This is a genomic window from Oribacterium parvum ACB1, assembly GCF_000238055.2.
GTDB classification, from domain to species: Bacteria; Bacillota; Clostridia; order Lachnospirales; family Lachnospiraceae; genus Oribacterium; species Oribacterium parvum.
On sequence record NZ_KE148312.1, the window covers coordinates 454,537 to 473,357 of the forward strand.

Genomic DNA, 18,821 nt, shown 5'->3' on the forward strand with positions numbered 1-18,821 from the left:
CCTTTAATCCATAAAAATCAAATGACTTCTATTTTTTTGTCTCGCCTGATAGGAGGTGATTGCCACTGCTATCACTAATATTACGCCTACAAACAAATTATTCCATGAGGAAGAGAGACCAATTAATATAAGTGTAGAATTTAAAAGATAAATGATTAATACTCCTAGAACTACTCCAAAGATTTTTCCTTCTCCCCCCGTGATTCTTGTTCCACCAATCACCACAGCAGCAACAACCATTAATTCTTCACCCACCATTTTATTTGGATAAAGAGCATTTACCTGAGCGGCATACACTATCCCCATGATACCAGCTAAAGCACCGGAATATGCATAAACAAATAATCTTATTAGAAAAGGATTAAAACCAGCCCTTCGAGCTGATTCCTCATTATTTCCAACCGCAACAATTCCTCTTCCTATCATTGTTTTATTTAAAATAAAGTAAGTAAGTATCGCTACCAGAAGAACCGGAATAAAGGATAACGTTAATCCACTTGTTCCAATTTGATTACTAACCTTAAAAATCGTTCCACGTCCAAATTTCGATAAACATGAAGGAAGAACTCCTGATCCAAATGATTGATCGCTAATAAAGGTTGTCATAATTCCGTGAAATAAATTCTGCGTTCCCAATGTAATAATAAAGGGAGGTAGTTTTAACCAATTAATTAAAAGTGAATTGATTATGCCAAGCACTATTCCTATAAACATTGAGACAATAAAAGCAAAAAATAAATTATTAATCCCTGCTTGAATCATAATAAATATGGAAGTGTAACTGCCAAATAACGCAATAGACATAAAGGAAACATCAATTCCCCCTGAAATCATAACCACTAAAAGTCCAATAGCTACAATCATAGTTGTGGAAGAAGTCTTTGTTATGTCAAAAATGGTCTGAAGTTGTAAAAACTGCGCATTTTTTATTCCTACAAATACACTGTAAAGAACTACAATAATCAAAAGAATTCTCTGATAGGAATCTGATTTTTTTTTCGTGGCCATTTATATCACCTCTTTCTCAACCACTACAGCTTGGCTTCCAATCAAATCACTGATTTCCCTTCCTACTCCATTTCGCTTCAGTTCCTTTTCATCGTAGAATTTTAATATTCTACCATTTGCCATAACCATCACACGATTACAATTGGCCATTAATTCGGGGATTTCATCTGAAATCAGAATAATAGCCATCCCCTGTTCTGCAAATTGATGAATCTGCTCATAAATCTCTGCCTTGGAACCAATATCAATTCCAACTGTAGGATTATCCATAATAAAAACTTTTGGATTCATAGCGATCCATTTTCCTATAACAACCTTCTGCTGGTTTCCTCCTGATAGAGTTCCTGCCTTTGTTTCTATAGATGGAGTCCTTACCTTCATCTGTTGAACATACTTCTCAGCCAAATCCATCTCAGCTTTATTATCAAGGATTCCACTTTGACTAATTTTAGAGATGACCGATGCAGAGGTATTTTCCTTAATACTACGATTCATAAACAAACCTTGAGTAAATCGGTCTTCCGGAAGCAAGGCAATCCCCAGCTTTTTAGCCAACATTGGAGAAGTTATAGAAACACCTTTTCCCTTAACCACCATTTTCCCTGAGTCCGGCTTATTTAAACCAAATAAAGACATTGCAAGCTCTGTTCTTCCAGATCCTAAAAGACCCGTAATACCGAATATATCTCCCGGGCGAATTGCAAAGCTTATATCCTCATAATGACCTTTTCTCGTAAGATTTTGTACTTCGAGAATAGTTTCATTCGTCTCACACTTCCGCTCAAAATGCGGATATTCTACAGCTCTTCCCGTCATATAGTACGCTAAGGATTTTTCATCTAATTCCGTGCTTTTAAAATCTGCTACTTTACTTCCATTTCTAAAAATAGTGATAGTATCCGACACTTTAAAGACTTCATCCAATTTGTGACTGATAAACACTATAGCAAGACCCTTGTTCTTCAGTTCTATCATTATTTTCAGTAAACGCTCTACTTCGGAATTGGTTAATGCGGTAGTTGGCTCATCCATAAATAAAATTTTTGTGTCCTGGGCAAGAGCTCTGCAAATAGCCACTATCTGCTTGTTGGCCATAGAAATCTCACCAACTTTCTCATCCAGATCCATTTTTACCCCAATCTTATCTAACTGTTCTTTTGCGATATAATGAATCTTTTTCCAGTCTATGAATTTTTTATTTTCAAATTTCAGCTTACTTATAGCGATATTTTCAGCTACCGTCATATAAGGAAAAAGTGACAAGTCTTGATATATAACTTGAATACCCTGCTTCATGGCTTCAACAGTAGACAGTTCTGTAAAACTATTCCCATTAATGATGATTTCTCCCTGATCAGGTTTATATACCCCAGAAATACATTTCACTAATGTTGATTTTCCACATCCGTTCTCTCCTGCGAGGCAATGTATCTCACCAGCATTAATTTGAATATTTACACTTTCTAAGGCTTGAACACCAACAAAAGATTTACTGATATTTTTAGCTATTAGAATTGCTCCCATTATTATCTCCTATTTTATGGAAACGGGCAGCCTTAAGGCCGCCCGTTACTCCTTTAGAAATCGTAATTGTCGATATTGTCTGCAGTAAACTCAAGTGGTGCATTGCCATAAGCAATACCATCCTTAAGCTTCATGCTTTCATATCCTGTCACTTTAAGGTCAGTACCATCTGTTACCCCTTGACCAGAAGCGATGAGATAAGCTGCATAGCATGTTGCATAGCCTGCATCTGCCGGTCTCCAGCAAAGTCCCTCTGCCATGGAACCGTCCTTAAGGTACGTTGCAGACATAGATGGTAAAGCAAGGGAAACCACTTTCACTTTTCCTTCAAGGCTATTTTCCGCAAGCGCTTCGCATATTCCACCACCCTGGGCTGAGCAATCAAAGAAACCTGCTATATCCGGATAAGCTTTAAGTACCTCTAATGCTTTATCATGAGCCCCCTCAACAGAGTTTCCGTCTTCGTATGGTTCATTGGAAATATTTTGCATATCAGGATAATTCTTTTTCAAATACTCTGTTGCAGCATTATACCAAGCCATATGTGTATCCATAGTCAAACCACCTACGAATCCTGCATACTTTCCTTTTCCATCCATAGCCTTAGCAAGCTTTTCGCCAAAAAGTTCTCCAAAGGTCTGGGACTCAAATGCCTCAATATCTAAATCTACTTCTTTTGCAGTACTTGTTGCCTCATGTGTAACAACTGTAATCCCTGCCTTGCGAGCTTTCTGAATAGTCGGAGCTAATGCAGCGGGATCATTCGGAACAACACAGATAGCATCAACTCCCTGAGCAATTAAATCTTCCATGATGGAAATTTGGCTTGCAGCATCTCCTTTTTCCGGTACTTGTACAGAAACATTCAAGCCTGTATCTTTTTTAAGCTGGTCAATTCCCGAAGCCATATCGTCAAACCAAGAATCTGACTGCTTCACAATCATCACAACCTTATAGTCAGCCGGATCTGAACCCTTATTGGTTTTCACCGATTCCGTTTCCGCCTTAGTGGAAGTAGCCGGTGTTGTAGAGGATGACCCACAACCCACAAGCGCTGACATTGCTACCACTGCTGAAAGAGCAAATGCAAATAGCTTTTTCTTCATAATCTGTACCTCCTTAGATAAAAATACGAATCCAACTGCAATCAGTATATTTTGTGCACTATTTAAAGCCAATTTAAAAAACCGACTTCATTGTCCACTTTTCTTACTATACAGATTGTTATGGTTTTTTCTTTTTAATATAATAAATCTAGTAATAAGCAACAATTCCAGAAAAATCCCATTGGATAATATTTCAAAAATGAAAGGCTACATTTAGATGAATAAGCTATACCTCAAATTATATAATTCCTTCCTTAATTTCAATCTCCAAAAGAAAATTATTAGCATAACTATTTTTGTCGCTTTTTTAACTTTAACTGCATCTTTACTTTCCTTTTCCGTAGTTCAAAAGGCTAACAGTAGATTACTTTATAAATCTCTTGCAGGGTCATTAAATAGTAGTGCGGAAAATATTTCCGATACATTAAAAAACCTTGAGGCCTTATCTAAAACAATCACCTCAAATAAATCTATACGGAGTGGACTTATATCACTAGTCGATGAAGCTTATTCTCCCATACATGTAAAAAATGTCACGAACACAATTAACCAGCAACTGACTGAAGCTCATAAAAGTATAGCTGAAATTAACTATATCACATTAAAAAACCCTTATACTGTTTCAACTAGTTATGAGCCAGCAAGTTCAAGAATAAATTATGAAATTACAAACAGCGTAATCGAAAAATCCGAAAAAAATGCAGGATATCCCAGCTGGGTAACTGATTATTGCAACACAGATGGTCTTTTCCTGGTTCGCAATTGTATAAGGATTCAAACCTTGAATCAGGAGAATCTTGGAACTCTCATTATTAACGTAAATATGGATAAGCTAATCCAGAATTCTACAGATTCGATATTATATAACGAGAATGTAAGATATATTGTTTATCAGGATAATCAACTACTTTATCACACAAAAAATCTATCCAACGATGAGACCCTTTTCCTTCAAAAAAAATTAGATGCAGACTATAAAATTATCCGACTTAAGCACAGCGATTTTTTTTGTGTAAAAGGTCAAATTAAGAGTACTGGATGGAATTATATCTGTCTTGTCCCTTATACAGAAATATCTCAGCAGCTAACACTTGCAGTATTTACAGCTTTTTTATTTATATTATTTTCTGTCTTTCTATCTTTGTACTTAGCTTCAAAGTATGTAAAGAGAATCACTGAAGACTTTAATGTCCTTATGGATAAAATGAAATCTTTTGGATCAGGAAATTATAATGAAGAAAACGTCAATTTTGATTATTCAACAAGAAAAGACGAGATAGCCATCCTCCATCATCACTTTGATGATATGACTATTCAAATCAATAATTTAATAAGAGAAAATTATTTAAATGAACTTTTAAAGAAAGACGCACAGTTAAGATCTTTACAAAGTCAAGTGAATCCACATTTTTTATATAATGCTTTGGATTCTATTAATTGGAGAGCAAAAGCCATTGGTGCAAATGTAATATCATCCATGATTGAAGCTCTAGGCATTCTTTTAAGAGCTTCAATGAGTCAACAAAAAAACCTGATTTCCATAAAAGAAGACTTAGATGTTGTACATAGTTATATTACAATTCAGAAAATTCGTTTTGATGAAGAGCGACTATGTTATAAAGAAAGTTTACCAGAAGATATTTTCATTGCTTCAATTCCCAAAATGAGTATTCAACCACTTGTTGATAACGCCATTAATTATGCAATGGAATATATCATAGACCAATGCGTAATCGAGGTTTCCGGATACATTAAAAATGATATCATCCATATTTTAATTACAAACAATGGTTCCCAGTTTGAAGATGATTTACTGGATAAGCTTCGTAATGGTACAGTTAAAGCACATGGCATTGGAATTGGCCTACTCAATATTGACCAGCGAATCAAACTTATTTTCGGTAATGACTTTGGGCTGAGCTTATATAATCCAGATGATGATCATGCGACTGCAGAACTTATATTCCCCAGGAGAACAGAATGCTAAAATTACTCATTGCAGATGATGAAAAAGCTATAAGAGATTCTATTAGTACTCTCATTGATTGGAATTCTTTAGAAATCAAATTAATTGGAACCGCAAAAAATGGTATCGATGCCTATAATATAATACTAGACCAATATCCTGATATTATCTTAACCGATATAAAAATGCCCGGTCTTACTGGTTTGGAACTTATTAGAAAAATTCATGAAATTGCTCCTCAAACCGAATTTATCATTTTATCAGGCTATGGTGAATTTGAATTTGCAAAAGAAGCCATGCAATATGGTGTTCAACATTATTTATTAAAGCCATGTACAACGGAACAAATCATTGATAGTGTGGTAAAAGCTCGAGATACACATCTAAATAATCTTTCAAAAGAGAACAAAGCTAATGAACTCAAACAAATCTCAAGCTTTTATGGCAGCTCGCTTTTTGCTAACTTAATTAATTGCTACTTATCTGTCGCCCCAGATATACAATTATCCGATAAAGATATATATCCTTTTTATTCTGATTTTAGGAAATACATTGGAGATATGAATGTACCATATGATGCATATTATATTTACTATGCCCAAATCCCCCAACAAAAGCTTTTAATTGAATCTATAAGCAGGAAAATAGCCAATTTATATCCTAACATTCAGCTTATCTTTATTGAAGTACAGCATACCATTATCTTTTTCTTTGAAACCTTTGCCGAAAAATATCCCCTTATTGAAGACGTGCTTTCCGGACTCTGTTTGCAGTTTGGTACAGAATATCAACATATTCATTTTCCATCAATTACTGTATTGGCAGAAAAGGTTACTAAACAAATTAGACGATATAATACCATCTCCATAACCTCGCATGAGCGCTCTGTAGAACTCTCTAACAGTAGCAATATTTTGCGAAACATTTTTCAGATTACTAAAAACATGTACTCTGCTGATCCAGAATTATCTCAAAAAAGTTTTAACGAATTAAAGGATACCCTTTCGCATGGAACAGATGCTAACTACCTTCATCAGTTTGCATCTGCAATTATCACGTCATCATTATCCAAAACCACAGTCATTAACGCTATTTCAGGCACCAAACTTCTATCAGAATTAGATAAAATACAGGACCTATCTGTTCTAAAACAATTGATTTTAGAACAGATAAACAAATTATATTATTCTAATCAAAATGAAAATGCACAAATGAACATAAGTGACAAAATTAAAGAATATGTAGAGAGTCATATTGAAATGTCTGAGCTTTCTCTCAAATGGATAGGAGAAAAAGTCATGTTCATGAATATTGATTATTTAAGTAGAAAATTCACTACAGAAACCGGAGAACATTTTTCCCAATATTTAACGCGCATTCGCATTGAAAAGTCCAAAGAACTATTATCTGAGTTTCCATCTTATAACATATCAACAATTGCAGAAAAAGTAGGTTGTGGGAACAACCCACAATATTTCTCGCAGATTTTCAAGAAATATTGTGGTGTAACTCCTAAAAATTACGTAAAATCATTACAAAAAGACAATATTAATATAATGGATTCGTTCTAAGAAACATAAAACACCAGTTTTATTAGAAATACAAGAAAAAATACTCGTACGCAAATGATGACAAATCTCCTTCAAAACGTGATGTTGTTTTAAAATCAATTTTATTACCCGTTTTAGAATCGGTATAGCATCACCAGCTTCATCACCTCTGTTCCTCAGCAACCCTAAACAATAGTACCCTAAGGATTCACTTATCGCATCCGGCATATTTATACCTCTGCAACTGTTATTGAAAATATATGTATTTAGGTCTTTCCACTTAAAATAAGTGTTGCATGTTTCATCAATACGAGCATCGTCAATAGTTATGTAACCAAATTCATTATATATGGGCATTCTTAATACCTTTAGAGTGCTCTCCTCTACATAACCCATTATAGCAATCTACTATTATTTTTTTCAGACATGCACTAGTGAAGTTTAGCTCTCCCATAAGCCCCATAAGTTCTTCTTTTATATAAAATAGCGGATGAAGTTCACTTCATCCGCCATAAGGCATAATCTCTTTGTCTTCAAAATAGTTCAACAACAAACAAAATACTAATATAACTTCGCTCCTGCCGGGATATGGTTATCTACCATAAGAAGATGCAATTCTTCTTCGTCGCTGTCCTTCTTATTGTTAATTGCGGAAAGTAGCATACCGCAAGACTCTACTCCCATCATGGCTCTTGGAGGTAGATTTGTAATCGCAATCAAGGTCTTCCCGATCAACTCCTCCGGCTCATAGTATGCATGAATACCGGAGAGAATCGTTCTGTCCGTACCGGTTCCGTCGTCCAAGGTAAACTGCAAGAGCTTCTTGGACTTTGCTACCGGAACGCAGTCCTTTACCTTTACCGCACGGAAGTCGGACTTACTAAAGGTCTCAAAGTCAACCTGTTCTTCGAAGAGAGGTTCTATCTTCACGTTTGAAAAATCAATCTTGTTATTCGGCGTAAAGAAACCGTTGTTCGCATTTCCGATGCTTCCGGATTCGTCTTCAACGCTCTTCTTTCCTTCACCCTCTTTCTTCTCGAGGGGCTTCATTGTGGGGAACACAAAAACTAAGGCAGTCTAAATCTTTATAAGTGATTATATCTATATTTTCAAACAATCTATTTATGTCTCTAATTTTATTATTCTACACTTATCTACATAAGTAGTCGCAAATCAGTCGCATACTAGTCGCAAGACATATTATATTAAACTATTAGTTTTTCTTTACTATGTCTTGCAAAAAACTCTTCGAAATTGATCAACTCAGATTTTTTTAATTCCTTTGTTGCTTCGGCATATATATCCATGGTGGTTTCAGCATCTGCATGCCCTAAAATCTCTTGCATTGCTTTTATGTTTACTCCTGCTTCGCACATTCTAGTGGTAAAAGTATGTCTCAAAGAATGGTTACTAAACTTCGGAAGGATAATCACATCATTCTGTTTGTTCTTATCAAGTATCTCAAAATTACAATCTCTGATTATTCTCCTAAGGGCTTTGTTTAGTGTCCCCTGATGTTGAACATTACCAAAACGGTTTACAAAAATGAAATCGCGATAACCATCAACAACAGATTCACTCTTAACGCCACATTCTCTTTGATATTCTTTTTCCATGAGAAATGCTTCCTTTACTTTTGGTAGCATTGGTATACTTCTCTCACCGGCCTTAGTCTTTGTCGTATTAATCGCAAAAGTGCAACGCTCTTCTGCTCTTTTGTCAAAATACACTAAAGTATGATTAACATTGATACTTCCTTCTTCTAGATCAATATCGCACCATCTAAGACCTGTAATTTCTCCTACACGCATTCCTGTCCATAACATTACAGTAAATACTGGATACCACCTATGATATTGTCCCTTCTTGCGCAGAAATGCTTCGAATATTTCCTGCTCTGAAACTGTTAATGCACGCCTCTTTTCTACTTCAAAGTTAACAGCTTTTTTGAGTTCTTTAAGTGCATTATCAGAAGGGTTATATCTAAGGTAGTCATCTTCAACAGCAATTTCTAAGACTTGATGAAGAACTGTATGAATACTATCAATTGTATTAATCTGAACATGTTTTTCTTCAGCTAAAAAGTTATAAAATCCTCTCACATCAGAACGCTTTAAGTCTGTAATCCGATTTTTTCCAAAATCTGGTTCGACAAACATCTTATACATGTACTTGTAATTGGAGAAAGTATTTTCTTTCAATCCCCTTTTTAGTTGAATCCAACTATTATACATATCATTAACTGTAAGATTGTTTTTATCAACTTTTACACCGTCCAATACATCTCGAAGAACATCCAACTCCTTCTCTCTCAATTCTTCTAGTGTTACAGCACTAATCGAATGCCTGTTACCTCTTTTATCTCTCCATTTGAATTCATACGTTCCACTACTTCTTTGATACTCACCTTCTTTCAAAACTCTTCTTTTATTATCCTTGCGTCTCTCTACTGCCATGTTTTGTGCTCCTTCCATAACAACAAAGAGATTATAACCATCTATATTATACCGATACTCACATCTCTTTGTCTAACGAAAGATATCTCAATTTTTTATATTGAATACATCTTCTCTAAGTATTCTGTAAACAATCTTCTCTTTATTAATCGTTTATTCCCACACCAAATTACATAAGGACAGTTATCACTGTTGGTTAATTCTCTAAGCTTATTCTGTCCAATTCCAAAATAAATGGCAGCTTCCTCAAGTGTAAGATTTACTTTTTCCCATATAGGGACTAACTTATTATTCATATTTAAAATCTATCTCCCTAATTAAATTTAAAGTTTTTTGACATTAGTAGGTGCTTGGCAGCAACATAGGAATCTCACCTCCGCCTCTTATTTAGACGAGCCGGCTTAAACTATTGAAGTATCATTATCATCACTTATGTCATGGAAATAAGATGCCACTCTTATCTTTATGTAATCCTATTAGTCGCTCCCTTTCTTATGTTTCCGGTTTATACCGGTGTCCATTGGAACTAATTCCATCATTAAATAGATAGAATCCAGCAGAAAGATCTTGGCGTAGGTCATAACTCTCAATAAGTGAATAAAGTCCTACCTTGGTCTATTCAGTTGTCAAAGAACAAATCGCTTTCGCTATAAAGGGCTTTGCTTGCATCTTCACATAGAAAATTCTTTCCTATATATAAGGTGTAAATGCCCTTCAATATACAAAGTGAAAATTCAAACTCTCTGTTAACCAAATGCGGAATTTTTTTCAAAATTTTTCAAGCCGTAAGTAGAATCACCCAAAAACGAGGTTCTACATACCCTGCCTTTAGAAAGCCAAAACATTCGCCTATTAAAATTAGTTAAAAATAGAGCAGACAGAAATTCTTCTGCCTGCTCCTGCAAATCCTAGATAATATCTTTCAATAATTTCTTTAGCTTTTCGAATATCTTATTCCTTCTCTTTAGAAGAGCCGGTGCGGATATTTCCTTATCTTTGGCAATCGAGCGAAGCGATTCTTCATTATAGAATAGCCGGAAAATAATTTCCCTTTCCTCATCATTCAGTTCAGAAATCGCCTCTCTTACTGCCTCTAACATCATCTTGGTTTCAACAATTTTTTCTACATTGACAGTCTCGTCCGCTAAACTCTCCTCGCATGGATACTCGCTACTTAAATCAGAAAAAAAGAGCAACTTGCTTTTTCGGTCAAGTCGCTCCAAATATTTTTCTCTGTTTGTAATTTGCCAATAGTTTTGATAAATCTTCTGATCTACTTCTATCTTCTCGTTTCCAATAAAAATGTAATATTTCTTGCTCATATTTTCCTCCGTCATCTTTTGAAATGTGTTGCTCAAAAATCCAAAAGACTTCGGAGGGCTTCTAATTCTTTTCATAGTCCTCCCAAAAATGGGCATAAAAAAAGACCATAGGTTGTTCCTACGGTCTTTGCCCCAAAATGAATATTCAGTTTTTCTCCAGCATATCTACCTTACTATAAAGTTAGTTCATACACTGTCCTCTCTTTATCCACAATATGTCCGATAATACTCCGCAATCAGTTCGCAATGATTCCTTTGTTTCCAAAATTTTCCCTCCTTATCTATGCGTAAATATGTTCTCTATAGCAAAACTCTTTTTTCTTTTCGTCACTAAGTTCTTTTAAAAGTGTTGGAAGGGCATAGCCCCAAAGTGCTATTCCCATAATCGCAATAGCCTCATTTTTTCTCTGGTAAAATGCTGTCTTTTCCAATGCAACTTTTCTCATAATCTCTTCATTAGAATGTTTGTCGCAACTTAAATAGGAATAATGAAGTATAGTGTAGTAGCATTTTCCATATACAGGGTATTCCTTTATTCTCGCTAAGGCATTGTCAATAATTTCAATTAACCACTTTGTTTCGAAAATATTTCTAACCCTAGACTCAAAATCTTCCAAGACTCTATCCGGAGCAAAGTTTTCAAGGTAAGAAAGTGCTGTTCCCAAATCACTGCCATAAGTTACTTCCTGCTCACAAACAAGACATTGTGCCGTATTCTTTACCGCCCAAACAACATTTCTGTATATGGAAAGTACTGCTTTTGCTTTCATCATAGTGGGTAAAAAGGGAAGCTCATGGTTCTCATACATCTTTTCTAACTCCCTTAACATTTTTCCTTTTGCCAATTTAACATCACCCCTTTTTTAGCTATTTCCTTTAATCAACTCGCAGATTTAACATTGAATTTAAGTTTCTTAGGTGGTATAATAAGTGCACTTAAGTTCTATTAAATTATATAAAAGGAACTCAAAAATTACAAGTACTAAAATTCATATCATTTTTTAAAAGTAAACTTTAGTACTACATGGAGGTTGAAATGAACTTTGGAGAGAAAATAAAGAACTATAGAATGGAGAATGACTATACGCAAGATGAGTTTGCCAAGCTTATCGGAGTAAGCAAAAGAACTCTTCTTCTGTACGAGCAAGGAAAAAGATTTCCTAAGCAAAAGGAAGTTTATGAGAAAATTGCAGAGCTTATGAACTGCGACTATAATTTTCTAATGGGCGAAGAAGACCTGTTTTTAGAAGAAGTTTCCAATAGATATGGCACCGGGGAGGTCGCTAAGGTCAGAGCCTTGGCAGAAGGAGTAAGCAGTATGTTTGCCGGTGGAACTCTTCCGGAAGAAGACATCGAATCAGCCTTTCAAGCAATTACCCAGGCTTATTGGAAAGCAAAAGATATGAATAAGAAATTTGGAAAAAGAAAGAATGATAAAGGAGAATAATGGCAAACGATTGGATATACGAAAAAGCAAATGCTTTAGTAAAAAAATATTTTACTCGTGATCCTTTGGAGCTTACTCAAATTTTAAATATACATCTTGAAGAAATGAGTGATACAACTGTTCTACTTGGTATGTATCAGATTATTCAAAGGAATCGTTTTATCTTTCTTTCTTCAAATTTGCACCCCAATATCAGAAAAGTTGTTTTGGCTCACGAGATTGGTCATGACCAGCTTCATAGAAAATATGCTAAGAAAAATGCCTTTCACGAAGTTTCAGTATTTAGAGAATTAAACCACTATGAAATTGAAGCAAATATCTTTGCAGCCCATCTTCTGATTGACGATAAGGAGATTATCCGACTTTTAGAAAATGGATTTGTTTCAGACCGTTCTCTTGCCGATGAATTAGGTGTGGAAATCAATCTTGTGAATCTTAAAATATCAGAACTATACAAAATGGGAAAGCTCAGCTCCTCTCCCTGTACCATTGAAAGACCAAAGGCTGATTTCTTAAAGAACTATAATCCTATAAATTGTAGTGAAGTCCAATAAGAAGCTGACAAACTCTATCCTTCAGGATATAACTATTACAAAATAAATATTCGCTTAATGCTTATTCTACAAATCATTCTTATGTAGCAAGCACAGTAAGTGTGTACACACTTACGGAAAATTGATGAAGCAGCCCCTTTAGGGAACTGCTTCTTTTTTTATCAATTTTAAGCTTGTTAGGGAGACCCTAAGACCCCGAAGTAATGGAAAGGAGCTATAAAAAATATGGCAAACAGAACAAGGAACGTTCAATTAAAAATTTGCTTGAATGAAGAAGAAAAGGAAATTTTCAAAAAGAAGATGAAACTAGCAAAGTGCAAGACAATGAGCCATTTCCTACGGAAATGTGTTCTCGAGAAAGAAATCTATCAAGTAGATCTACAGCCATTTGCCGACTTGCAGGGATTGCTATACAACGCCACCAACAATCTAAATCAGATTGCAAAGCGTGTGAATTCTACAGGAGTAATCTATAGCAATGATATAAAAGACATAAAAAAGCAAGTGGATCATCTTTCTAAAGAAATATGGCAGATTCATTCCTTATTACTTAGGCGAAGCAATGAAAACGGAGAAAAAATATAATGGCAATCACAAAAATACACCCGATAAAAGCAACGCTCAACTTGGCTATTGAATATATTACTGATACCAAAAAGACAGATGAGCAAATCCTAGTCAGCACAAATAAGTGTCACCCGGTATCTGCACACACGCAGTTCTTAAAGAGAAGGGAGGAGCAAAACATAAAGGGAAATGTTCTGGCAAGACATCTCATTCAGTCTTTCCTACCGGGCGAAACTACTCCTGAAATGGCTCACCAGATTGGTCTGGAACTATGCGAGAAGATACTTAAAGGGGAATACGAATTTATCCTAAGTACCCACATTGACAAAGGGCATATTCATAACCACATCATTTTCAACAATGTAAATATGGCAACAGGAAAATGTTATCAATCCAACAAAAGAAGCTACCATCAAATCCGCTATCAAAGCGACAAACTCTGTAAAGAGTATAATCTATCAGTCATTGACGAGTACTATGAAAGATTCAAGAAAAAGTACAAAACAAATGGAAAATCCTGGTATGAAAATGAACAAGCTAAGAACGGTAGTTCCTGGAAAAGTAAGCTCCAGTTTGACATAGATAGGATGATTGCACAGTCTAACGATTGGGCAGAATTTACCCAAAAGATGACAGAACTTGGCCATGAAATCAAATATGGAAAACATATTGCCTTTAAGCATCACGATAAGGCAAGATTTACAAGAGCAAAGACTATCGGAGAAGATTATACGGAAGAAAGGCTCAAAGAAAGAATTTTAGAAAACGCTAATCAAAAGACATTCACCGTTAAAAAGCGTGTCGGAAATATCATTGATATTGCAAATAATCCGAAGATTCAGCAAAGCAAAGGATATGAATACTGGGCAACCAAACATAATTTAAAGGTCGCTTCCGACACTGTCCTTTCCATGCGTGAAAAGGGCTTTCAAAGCCTTGCTCAACTTGATAATTACATTAAAAAAAGTGCAGATAAAAGACAAAGCCTTCAGGAAAAAATCAAGAAGCTGGAGGAAAAAATCGAAACGCTTTTCCTGTCTATGGAACAAGTCCATACCGTGAATAAATATCGCCAGATTTATCAGGAATACAAGAAAAATCCCGGTGACAAAAACTTTGCCAGAGAACATAAGTCCGAAATCTTGCTCTATGAAAATGCTTTAGAAGCCCTAAAAAAAGCGTACTCTAAAATGCCTAATTCCAAGCAGATTTTTGAGGAACTTGAAAAAATGAACAAAAAAAAGAATACCCTTATGCAAGAGTATTCTTCCGCAAAAACTGAAATGAGTGAATTGTACCAGATGAGGAAAAATTATGAGCAATATATAGGGAAGGAGAGGGAGAGGTAGGTTATTTACCATTTACTAACTTTCCATCTGTAAATCGTTTATAGCAAAGAAGCCAACCGTCTCCCTCATACAGGAGAGCTTTTATGCGATCACCGATGCGACCACAAAACAAAAAGATAGAGCCTGATTCCCTGGAATCAAGTTTAAAACGGCATTAACGACTGCAAAAAGTGGGAAAAGTGTGTAAAGTAGAAAAAGTGCGTTCAACTTTTCACACTTTGTACGATTATCTCAATTTTTGTGGAGAGAAAAAAGATGACAGGTTATTTACCATTTACCACATAACCTACAATACCATCGCAAACTTGCCGTGCAAGTAAGGGAAAACTAAAAAACCACCGTGTACCGAACGTATGCACGGTGGTGTAAGAGGTCGAAGGGCAGATATGCCCTTCTCCTACTCGATTTAACGCTTTTTAATTTTATATAGCCCTTTAAATCCAAGAAGCAACCCAAAAACCATCCAAAAGAATGATAGAATGGTCATAGTTATTGTTAGTTCTCCAGGGTTTAGTATACTTTTAAAGAAAACTACAGAGCCAAGAATACCAGCAATTATTTGAAGTATTGCTAGACTTATATTGAATTTACTATTCATACATGAACATCCTTTTAAACTAATTCTTTTCTATCAACTCTACTTGTTCAACTTTTAGAAATTCCCCATTTTCTTTATTTAATTCCTTTTCACTAACATTTACTTTAATCCTATCAGCTACTTTTAAATCATTAATTTTTAAATATTCTATTTCTTTCGAATTCTTCATTTTAAATATTTTGTTGTCAAGTTCTAAATCTTTACAGTTTAATTCTGCTTCAGTTTGTAAAACTTTTCTATCACTTTCAACTCCAACTATTGTCATCGTTTTATCGTTATAATTTACTGATAGAATTTCGGCATCAATCCCTATATATACTAATTTTTCTTCCTTTTGTGAGCAAGCCGTTAAAGCAAAAAGCGAGCTGATTAAAAGAATTCCAAGAACTATTTTTTTCATTTCGATTTTACCTGCTATTATTTATATATAAATATATATAAACCATCAGCTTCCCCATCACTAGTTAATCTTACTGAATAACCTGCTACCCCTCTTTCAGTACTAATCAATCCATCACCCCAATTACCATAAAGTTCTAAATTTCCTACTACCTTATTATAGTATGGGTAAAATCCTATATATCCTTTTTCTCCTGCTCTTAAGTTCACAGTATATGATGTCGATGTGCTTGCAGAAGATTGCCAACCTATAGTAGCTCCTGCTTGTATTGCAGCCTTTTTATCTTGAGAACCAATTGATGCTGAGAAAAAATGTGTTGATGTGTATCCTACATTTTTAGTAATTGAACCCCCACCTCTAGGTGCAACCAAATCTGCTGAAACTTTTTTCAGTGAACCGGTATATAGAGTAGGTCCGCTCGTTTGTCTAAATACATACCAGTTTCTATAATCTCTTAACATGACTTTATCACTATTTGCTTCTTTAAGATTTATATCTTCACTTCCAGCATTCTTTGTAATACTATCTACTTCTGTTTTAGTAAGATAATTAACACTACCATCTTCATTTAGAGTAAATGCTATGACATTTGCTCCCAATGATTCATCATAATAAATATTTTCTCTATTGGTCAAATCAATATTTTTATTTTCCTGTGCAAATACATTGTTGGTTGGTACAATCATTAATGCTGCCATCATTATAGTAGCTATCCCTGTAGCAAATAATCTCTTTCTTAACATTTTCTTCCTCCTCCTGTTTTACTATTACTATCATTAAAAAATCTCCGACAAAATAACTTAATCTCCGTTTTTATACCTCTGAGGATTTTTGTAGTTCATTAACACCACCTCGCTTTTACTAAATATAGTCATATAACTGTTAACAACAATTACAGCTATGACATTTATACGTTTCTTCCCCGTCCAAATCGAGAATCTGATACATACAAACTCCTAAAGCGTTAGCAATATCATTTGCAGTTTTTAGACTCGGCATTGTTTTTCCTGTTTCTATTCCAGCTATATCCGCTGCTCCAACGGCTAATACTCTATCTATTTTCCTTTCCCTTAGCATTTCCATAATTCACGGAATATCATCTTTTTTCCTATGTTAATTAATCTAATACTCAGCTGTTGATAATAATCTTGGTATTGATTTTTACTTCTACAAGAAAAGCAAAGGCTTGATAAAGAAAAACTCCTAAGTAATAGCTATATTACTTACAGTTTGCAATATGGAAATGGACTTTTCTATCTCTCTTAATTTGCTCTCATTCTTGAAAGTTCCATTTTTCTGATTTATAGAATGTTAGATTTATAGAGTGGCACATCTATAGCTATCCACTTTCTTAATTTCCCGATCGATTATCTATATCTTACCATATTTTTTAATAAAAAGCAAATTTCCATATTTTAGTTAGTAATAATTCACTCATTCAATCAAATATTCACACCATAAAATATAGAAATTAGCATATTTTTTCCATTTCTTAACCCTGCATCTTGGATAAGCTTTTACTATCTTTTAAAATCTTCTCCATCGCTCTATGAAAACGCTCTTGAAGCCTTAAAAAAGTCGTACTCTAAAATGCCAAATTCCAAGCAGATTTTTGAGAAACTTGAGAAATGGCAGATAAAAAAGAATACCCTTATACAAGAGTATTCTTCTGCAAAATCTGAAATGAATGAGCTGTATCAGATTAGGAAAAACTATGAGGAGTATATGGGGAAGGAGAGGGAGAGATAATTGTTTGCTTAAACCCTTTATGGTTTTATCCATAAATAATTTTTATATACTATTAAATAAATTTATTATTATTATTCCTGTAAATACTGTATGATAAAATAACTACAATACAAGAGTCTTATACTTTGAATTTAATAACAAATGTATAGGACAACTAGAAAGGACAAAATATGATTTGGTCAATTATTGCAGGAGGCTTTATAGGTTTTATTGCAGGAATTATTACAGGAAGAGGTGGAGCAATGGGGCTAATTGCCAAGATCATTGCAGGTTTGATAGGTTCATCCGTTGGTCAAACACTGTTTGGCACATGGGGTCCAACCCTAGCCGGAATGTCATTAGTACCCTCAATTATTGGAGCTGTATGTGTTATTGCTGTTGTATCATTTTTCTTTAGTAAAAAATATTCATAATATTTTCAGAAAATAGATGTTTTTTGTATGTTATACTAGTAAACGCAGCTAATCATACCTGAGATTTTATCTTTTTTGATGAAATTTACACAAAAGAAGGAGGCGCATATGTCAATAGAAGAAAAAATCGACCAAGCTATAACAACATTAAAAGAGGGTGTAAATAAAGGAATTAGTAGCAAGAATATAGCTGTAATTTCATTGATATCTTCTATTATATCTGCACTAGTTGTTGTTTCAGTCTTCTTTGTTTTTTTTCATAAAGTGGAATTAAAAATTGACCAGGCTGTAGGAACGCTAGAAGAAGGTATTGGAAAAGGTATCGGTAACAAAAGACTCCAAACAAGAGGAGCTACTAAAAAAGTATTTGCAAAAGTACGTGGCGTTGCTAGAAATGTTAAACACGCTATAGACGGAGCAGTTGACGGTGTTAAAAACAATGTAGACGATGACTTTGAATAAATGATTCGAAAGGAGAAATAACTATGTCATTAGAAGATAAAATTGATCAAGCTAAAGGTGCATTAAAAGAAGGTCTAGGCAAAGTAACCGGCGACAAAAAAACAGAAAAAGAAGGTGCTGCTGAAAAGGTCACCTCTAAAGTAAAAGAAGTTGCTGAAGATGTTAAAGATGCCATTGACGGAACCATTGAAGGCGTCAAAAATGTTGTAAACAAAGACCAGAAGTAGTCCAAAGAAATATTCAATAAATTAAAATTAAAGGTCTTCTATGATAAAAACAAATCATAGAAGACCTTTTTATTGTCCTAAGGGAGACATGAACAGAAGTAATCACTTTGATAATTTAAAAAT

20 protein-coding genes and 2 pseudogenes are annotated in these 18,821 nt (G+C 34.6%); 10 read left to right on the forward strand and 12 right to left on the reverse strand.

Going from position 1 to position 18,821, the window contains the following annotated elements:
- Nucleotides 1-3 precede the first annotated feature (3 nt).
- Genes HMPREF9625_RS02220 through HMPREF9625_RS02230 form a run of 3 tightly spaced genes read right to left on the reverse strand, consistent with a single transcriptional unit; the run spans nt 4 to nt 3,638 of the window.
- Complete coding sequence (locus HMPREF9625_RS02220; protein ID WP_009535382.1) at nt 4-1,008, reverse strand: ABC transporter permease; 1,005 nt, start codon at nt 1,006-1,008, stop codon at nt 4-6.
- Nucleotides 1,009-2,532, reverse strand: a complete 1,524-nt coding sequence (locus HMPREF9625_RS02225; protein ID WP_009535383.1) for a sugar ABC transporter ATP-binding protein — start codon at nt 2,530-2,532, stop codon at nt 1,009-1,011. It abuts the gene before it with no gap.
- Nucleotides 2,533-2,585: 53 nt separating this feature from the next.
- Nucleotides 2,586-3,638 (reverse strand): substrate-binding domain-containing protein, encoded by a 1,053-nt coding sequence (locus HMPREF9625_RS02230; protein ID WP_009535384.1) that lies wholly within the window; start codon nt 3,636-3,638, stop codon nt 2,586-2,588.
- A 217-nt stretch (nt 3,639-3,855) separates the two neighbouring features.
- Here HMPREF9625_RS02230 and HMPREF9625_RS02235 point away from each other — a divergent pair, with 217 nt between their 5' ends.
- A complete protein-coding gene (locus HMPREF9625_RS02235) occupies nt 3,856-5,625 on the forward strand; it encodes a cache domain-containing sensor histidine kinase (RefSeq protein ID WP_009538382.1) in 1,770 nt (589 codons plus the stop codon).
- Nucleotides 5,619-7,175 (forward strand): response regulator transcription factor, encoded by a 1,557-nt coding sequence (locus tag HMPREF9625_RS02240; protein ID WP_009535387.1) that lies wholly within the window; start codon nt 5,619-5,621, stop codon nt 7,173-7,175. The genes HMPREF9625_RS02235 and HMPREF9625_RS02240 overlap by 7 nt, the downstream gene beginning before the upstream one ends.
- A 540-nt stretch (nt 7,176-7,715) precedes the next feature.
- Here the strand turns inward: HMPREF9625_RS02240 and HMPREF9625_RS02245 are convergent.
- The 5 genes and pseudogenes from HMPREF9625_RS02245 to HMPREF9625_RS02265 all read right to left on the reverse strand — a co-directional run.
- Nucleotides 7,716-8,222 (reverse strand): annotated as a pseudogene (locus HMPREF9625_RS02245) (lysine--tRNA ligase); the annotation flags it as partial.
- Between the two features lie 137 nt (nt 8,223-8,359).
- A complete protein-coding gene (locus HMPREF9625_RS02250) occupies nt 8,360-9,610 on the reverse strand; it encodes a site-specific integrase (protein WP_009535390.1) in 1,251 nt (416 codons plus the stop codon).
- Nucleotides 9,611-9,705: 95 nt separating this feature from the next.
- Nucleotides 9,706-9,906, reverse strand: a complete 201-nt coding sequence (locus tag HMPREF9625_RS02255) for an excisionase (protein WP_007593981.1) — start codon at nt 9,904-9,906, stop codon at nt 9,706-9,708.
- Nucleotides 9,907-10,518: 612 nt separating this feature from the next.
- On the reverse strand, nt 10,519-10,932 hold the full coding sequence (locus tag HMPREF9625_RS02260; RefSeq protein ID WP_009535391.1) for an RNA polymerase sigma factor: 414 nt from the start codon (nt 10,930-10,932) through the stop codon (nt 10,519-10,521).
- A gap of 281 nt (nt 10,933-11,213) precedes the next feature.
- The gene (locus tag HMPREF9625_RS02265; protein ID WP_009535392.1) at nt 11,214-11,741 is read right to left on the reverse strand and encodes an ArpU family phage packaging/lysis transcriptional regulator; all 528 of its coding nucleotides are present in this window, start codon (nt 11,739-11,741) and stop codon (nt 11,214-11,216) included.
- A 227-nt stretch (nt 11,742-11,968) separates the two neighbouring features.
- Here HMPREF9625_RS02265 and HMPREF9625_RS02270 point away from each other — a divergent pair, with 227 nt between their 5' ends.
- The 4 genes from HMPREF9625_RS02270 to HMPREF9625_RS02285 all read left to right on the forward strand — a co-directional run bounded on the left by HMPREF9625_RS02270 (nt 11,969) and on the right by HMPREF9625_RS02285 (nt 14,849).
- Complete coding sequence (locus tag HMPREF9625_RS02270) at nt 11,969-12,379, forward strand: helix-turn-helix transcriptional regulator (RefSeq protein WP_009535393.1); 411 nt, start codon at nt 11,969-11,971, stop codon at nt 12,377-12,379.
- Complete coding sequence (locus HMPREF9625_RS02275; protein WP_009535394.1) at nt 12,379-12,933, forward strand: ImmA/IrrE family metallo-endopeptidase; 555 nt, start codon at nt 12,379-12,381, stop codon at nt 12,931-12,933. The genes HMPREF9625_RS02270 and HMPREF9625_RS02275 overlap by 1 nt, the downstream gene beginning before the upstream one ends.
- Before the next feature lie 225 nt (nt 12,934-13,158).
- On the forward strand, nt 13,159-13,518 hold the full coding sequence (locus HMPREF9625_RS02280; protein WP_009535395.1) for a plasmid mobilization protein: 360 nt from the start codon (nt 13,159-13,161) through the stop codon (nt 13,516-13,518).
- Complete coding sequence (locus HMPREF9625_RS02285; RefSeq protein ID WP_009535396.1) at nt 13,518-14,849, forward strand: relaxase/mobilization nuclease domain-containing protein; 1,332 nt, start codon at nt 13,518-13,520, stop codon at nt 14,847-14,849. The genes HMPREF9625_RS02280 and HMPREF9625_RS02285 overlap by 1 nt, the downstream gene beginning before the upstream one ends.
- A gap of 1 nt (nt 14,850) precedes the next feature.
- Here HMPREF9625_RS02285 and tnpB read toward each other — a convergent pair whose 3' ends face one another.
- The 4 genes from tnpB to HMPREF9625_RS02300 form a co-directional block, all read right to left on the reverse strand.
- On the reverse strand, nt 14,851-14,967 hold the full coding sequence (tnpB, locus tag HMPREF9625_RS11705) for an IS66 family insertion sequence element accessory protein TnpB (protein WP_081485013.1): 117 nt from the start codon (nt 14,965-14,967) through the stop codon (nt 14,851-14,853).
- A 288-nt stretch (nt 14,968-15,255) separates the two neighbouring features.
- On the reverse strand, nt 15,256-15,447 hold the full coding sequence (locus tag HMPREF9625_RS02290) for a hypothetical protein (RefSeq protein WP_009535397.1): 192 nt from the start codon (nt 15,445-15,447) through the stop codon (nt 15,256-15,258).
- A gap of 19 nt (nt 15,448-15,466) precedes the next feature.
- On the reverse strand, nt 15,467-15,847 hold the full coding sequence (locus tag HMPREF9625_RS02295; RefSeq protein ID WP_009535398.1) for an LptM family lipoprotein: 381 nt from the start codon (nt 15,845-15,847) through the stop codon (nt 15,467-15,469).
- A gap of 17 nt (nt 15,848-15,864) precedes the next feature.
- Complete coding sequence (locus HMPREF9625_RS02300; protein WP_009535399.1) at nt 15,865-16,590, reverse strand: hypothetical protein; 726 nt, start codon at nt 16,588-16,590, stop codon at nt 15,865-15,867.
- A gap of 796 nt (nt 16,591-17,386) precedes the next feature.
- Between HMPREF9625_RS02300 and HMPREF9625_RS11460 the strand changes: the two are divergent.
- The 4 genes and pseudogenes from HMPREF9625_RS11460 to HMPREF9625_RS02320 form a co-directional block, all read left to right on the forward strand.
- Nucleotides 17,387-17,596, forward strand: a pseudogene (locus tag HMPREF9625_RS11460) (relaxase/mobilization nuclease domain-containing protein); the annotation flags it as partial.
- A 170-nt stretch (nt 17,597-17,766) separates the two neighbouring features.
- Entirely contained in the window at nt 17,767-18,009 is a 243-nt protein-coding gene (locus HMPREF9625_RS02310) for a GlsB/YeaQ/YmgE family stress response membrane protein (protein ID WP_009535400.1), read from the forward strand.
- A gap of 108 nt (nt 18,010-18,117) precedes the next feature.
- Nucleotides 18,118-18,471, forward strand: coding sequence for a hypothetical protein (locus tag HMPREF9625_RS11110; RefSeq protein WP_009535401.1), 354 nt, complete (start codon nt 18,118-18,120; stop codon nt 18,469-18,471).
- Nucleotides 18,472-18,494: 23 nt separating this feature from the next.
- Complete coding sequence (locus tag HMPREF9625_RS02320) at nt 18,495-18,698, forward strand: CsbD family protein (RefSeq protein ID WP_009535402.1); 204 nt, start codon at nt 18,495-18,497, stop codon at nt 18,696-18,698.
- Nucleotides 18,699-18,821 lie beyond the last annotated feature (123 nt).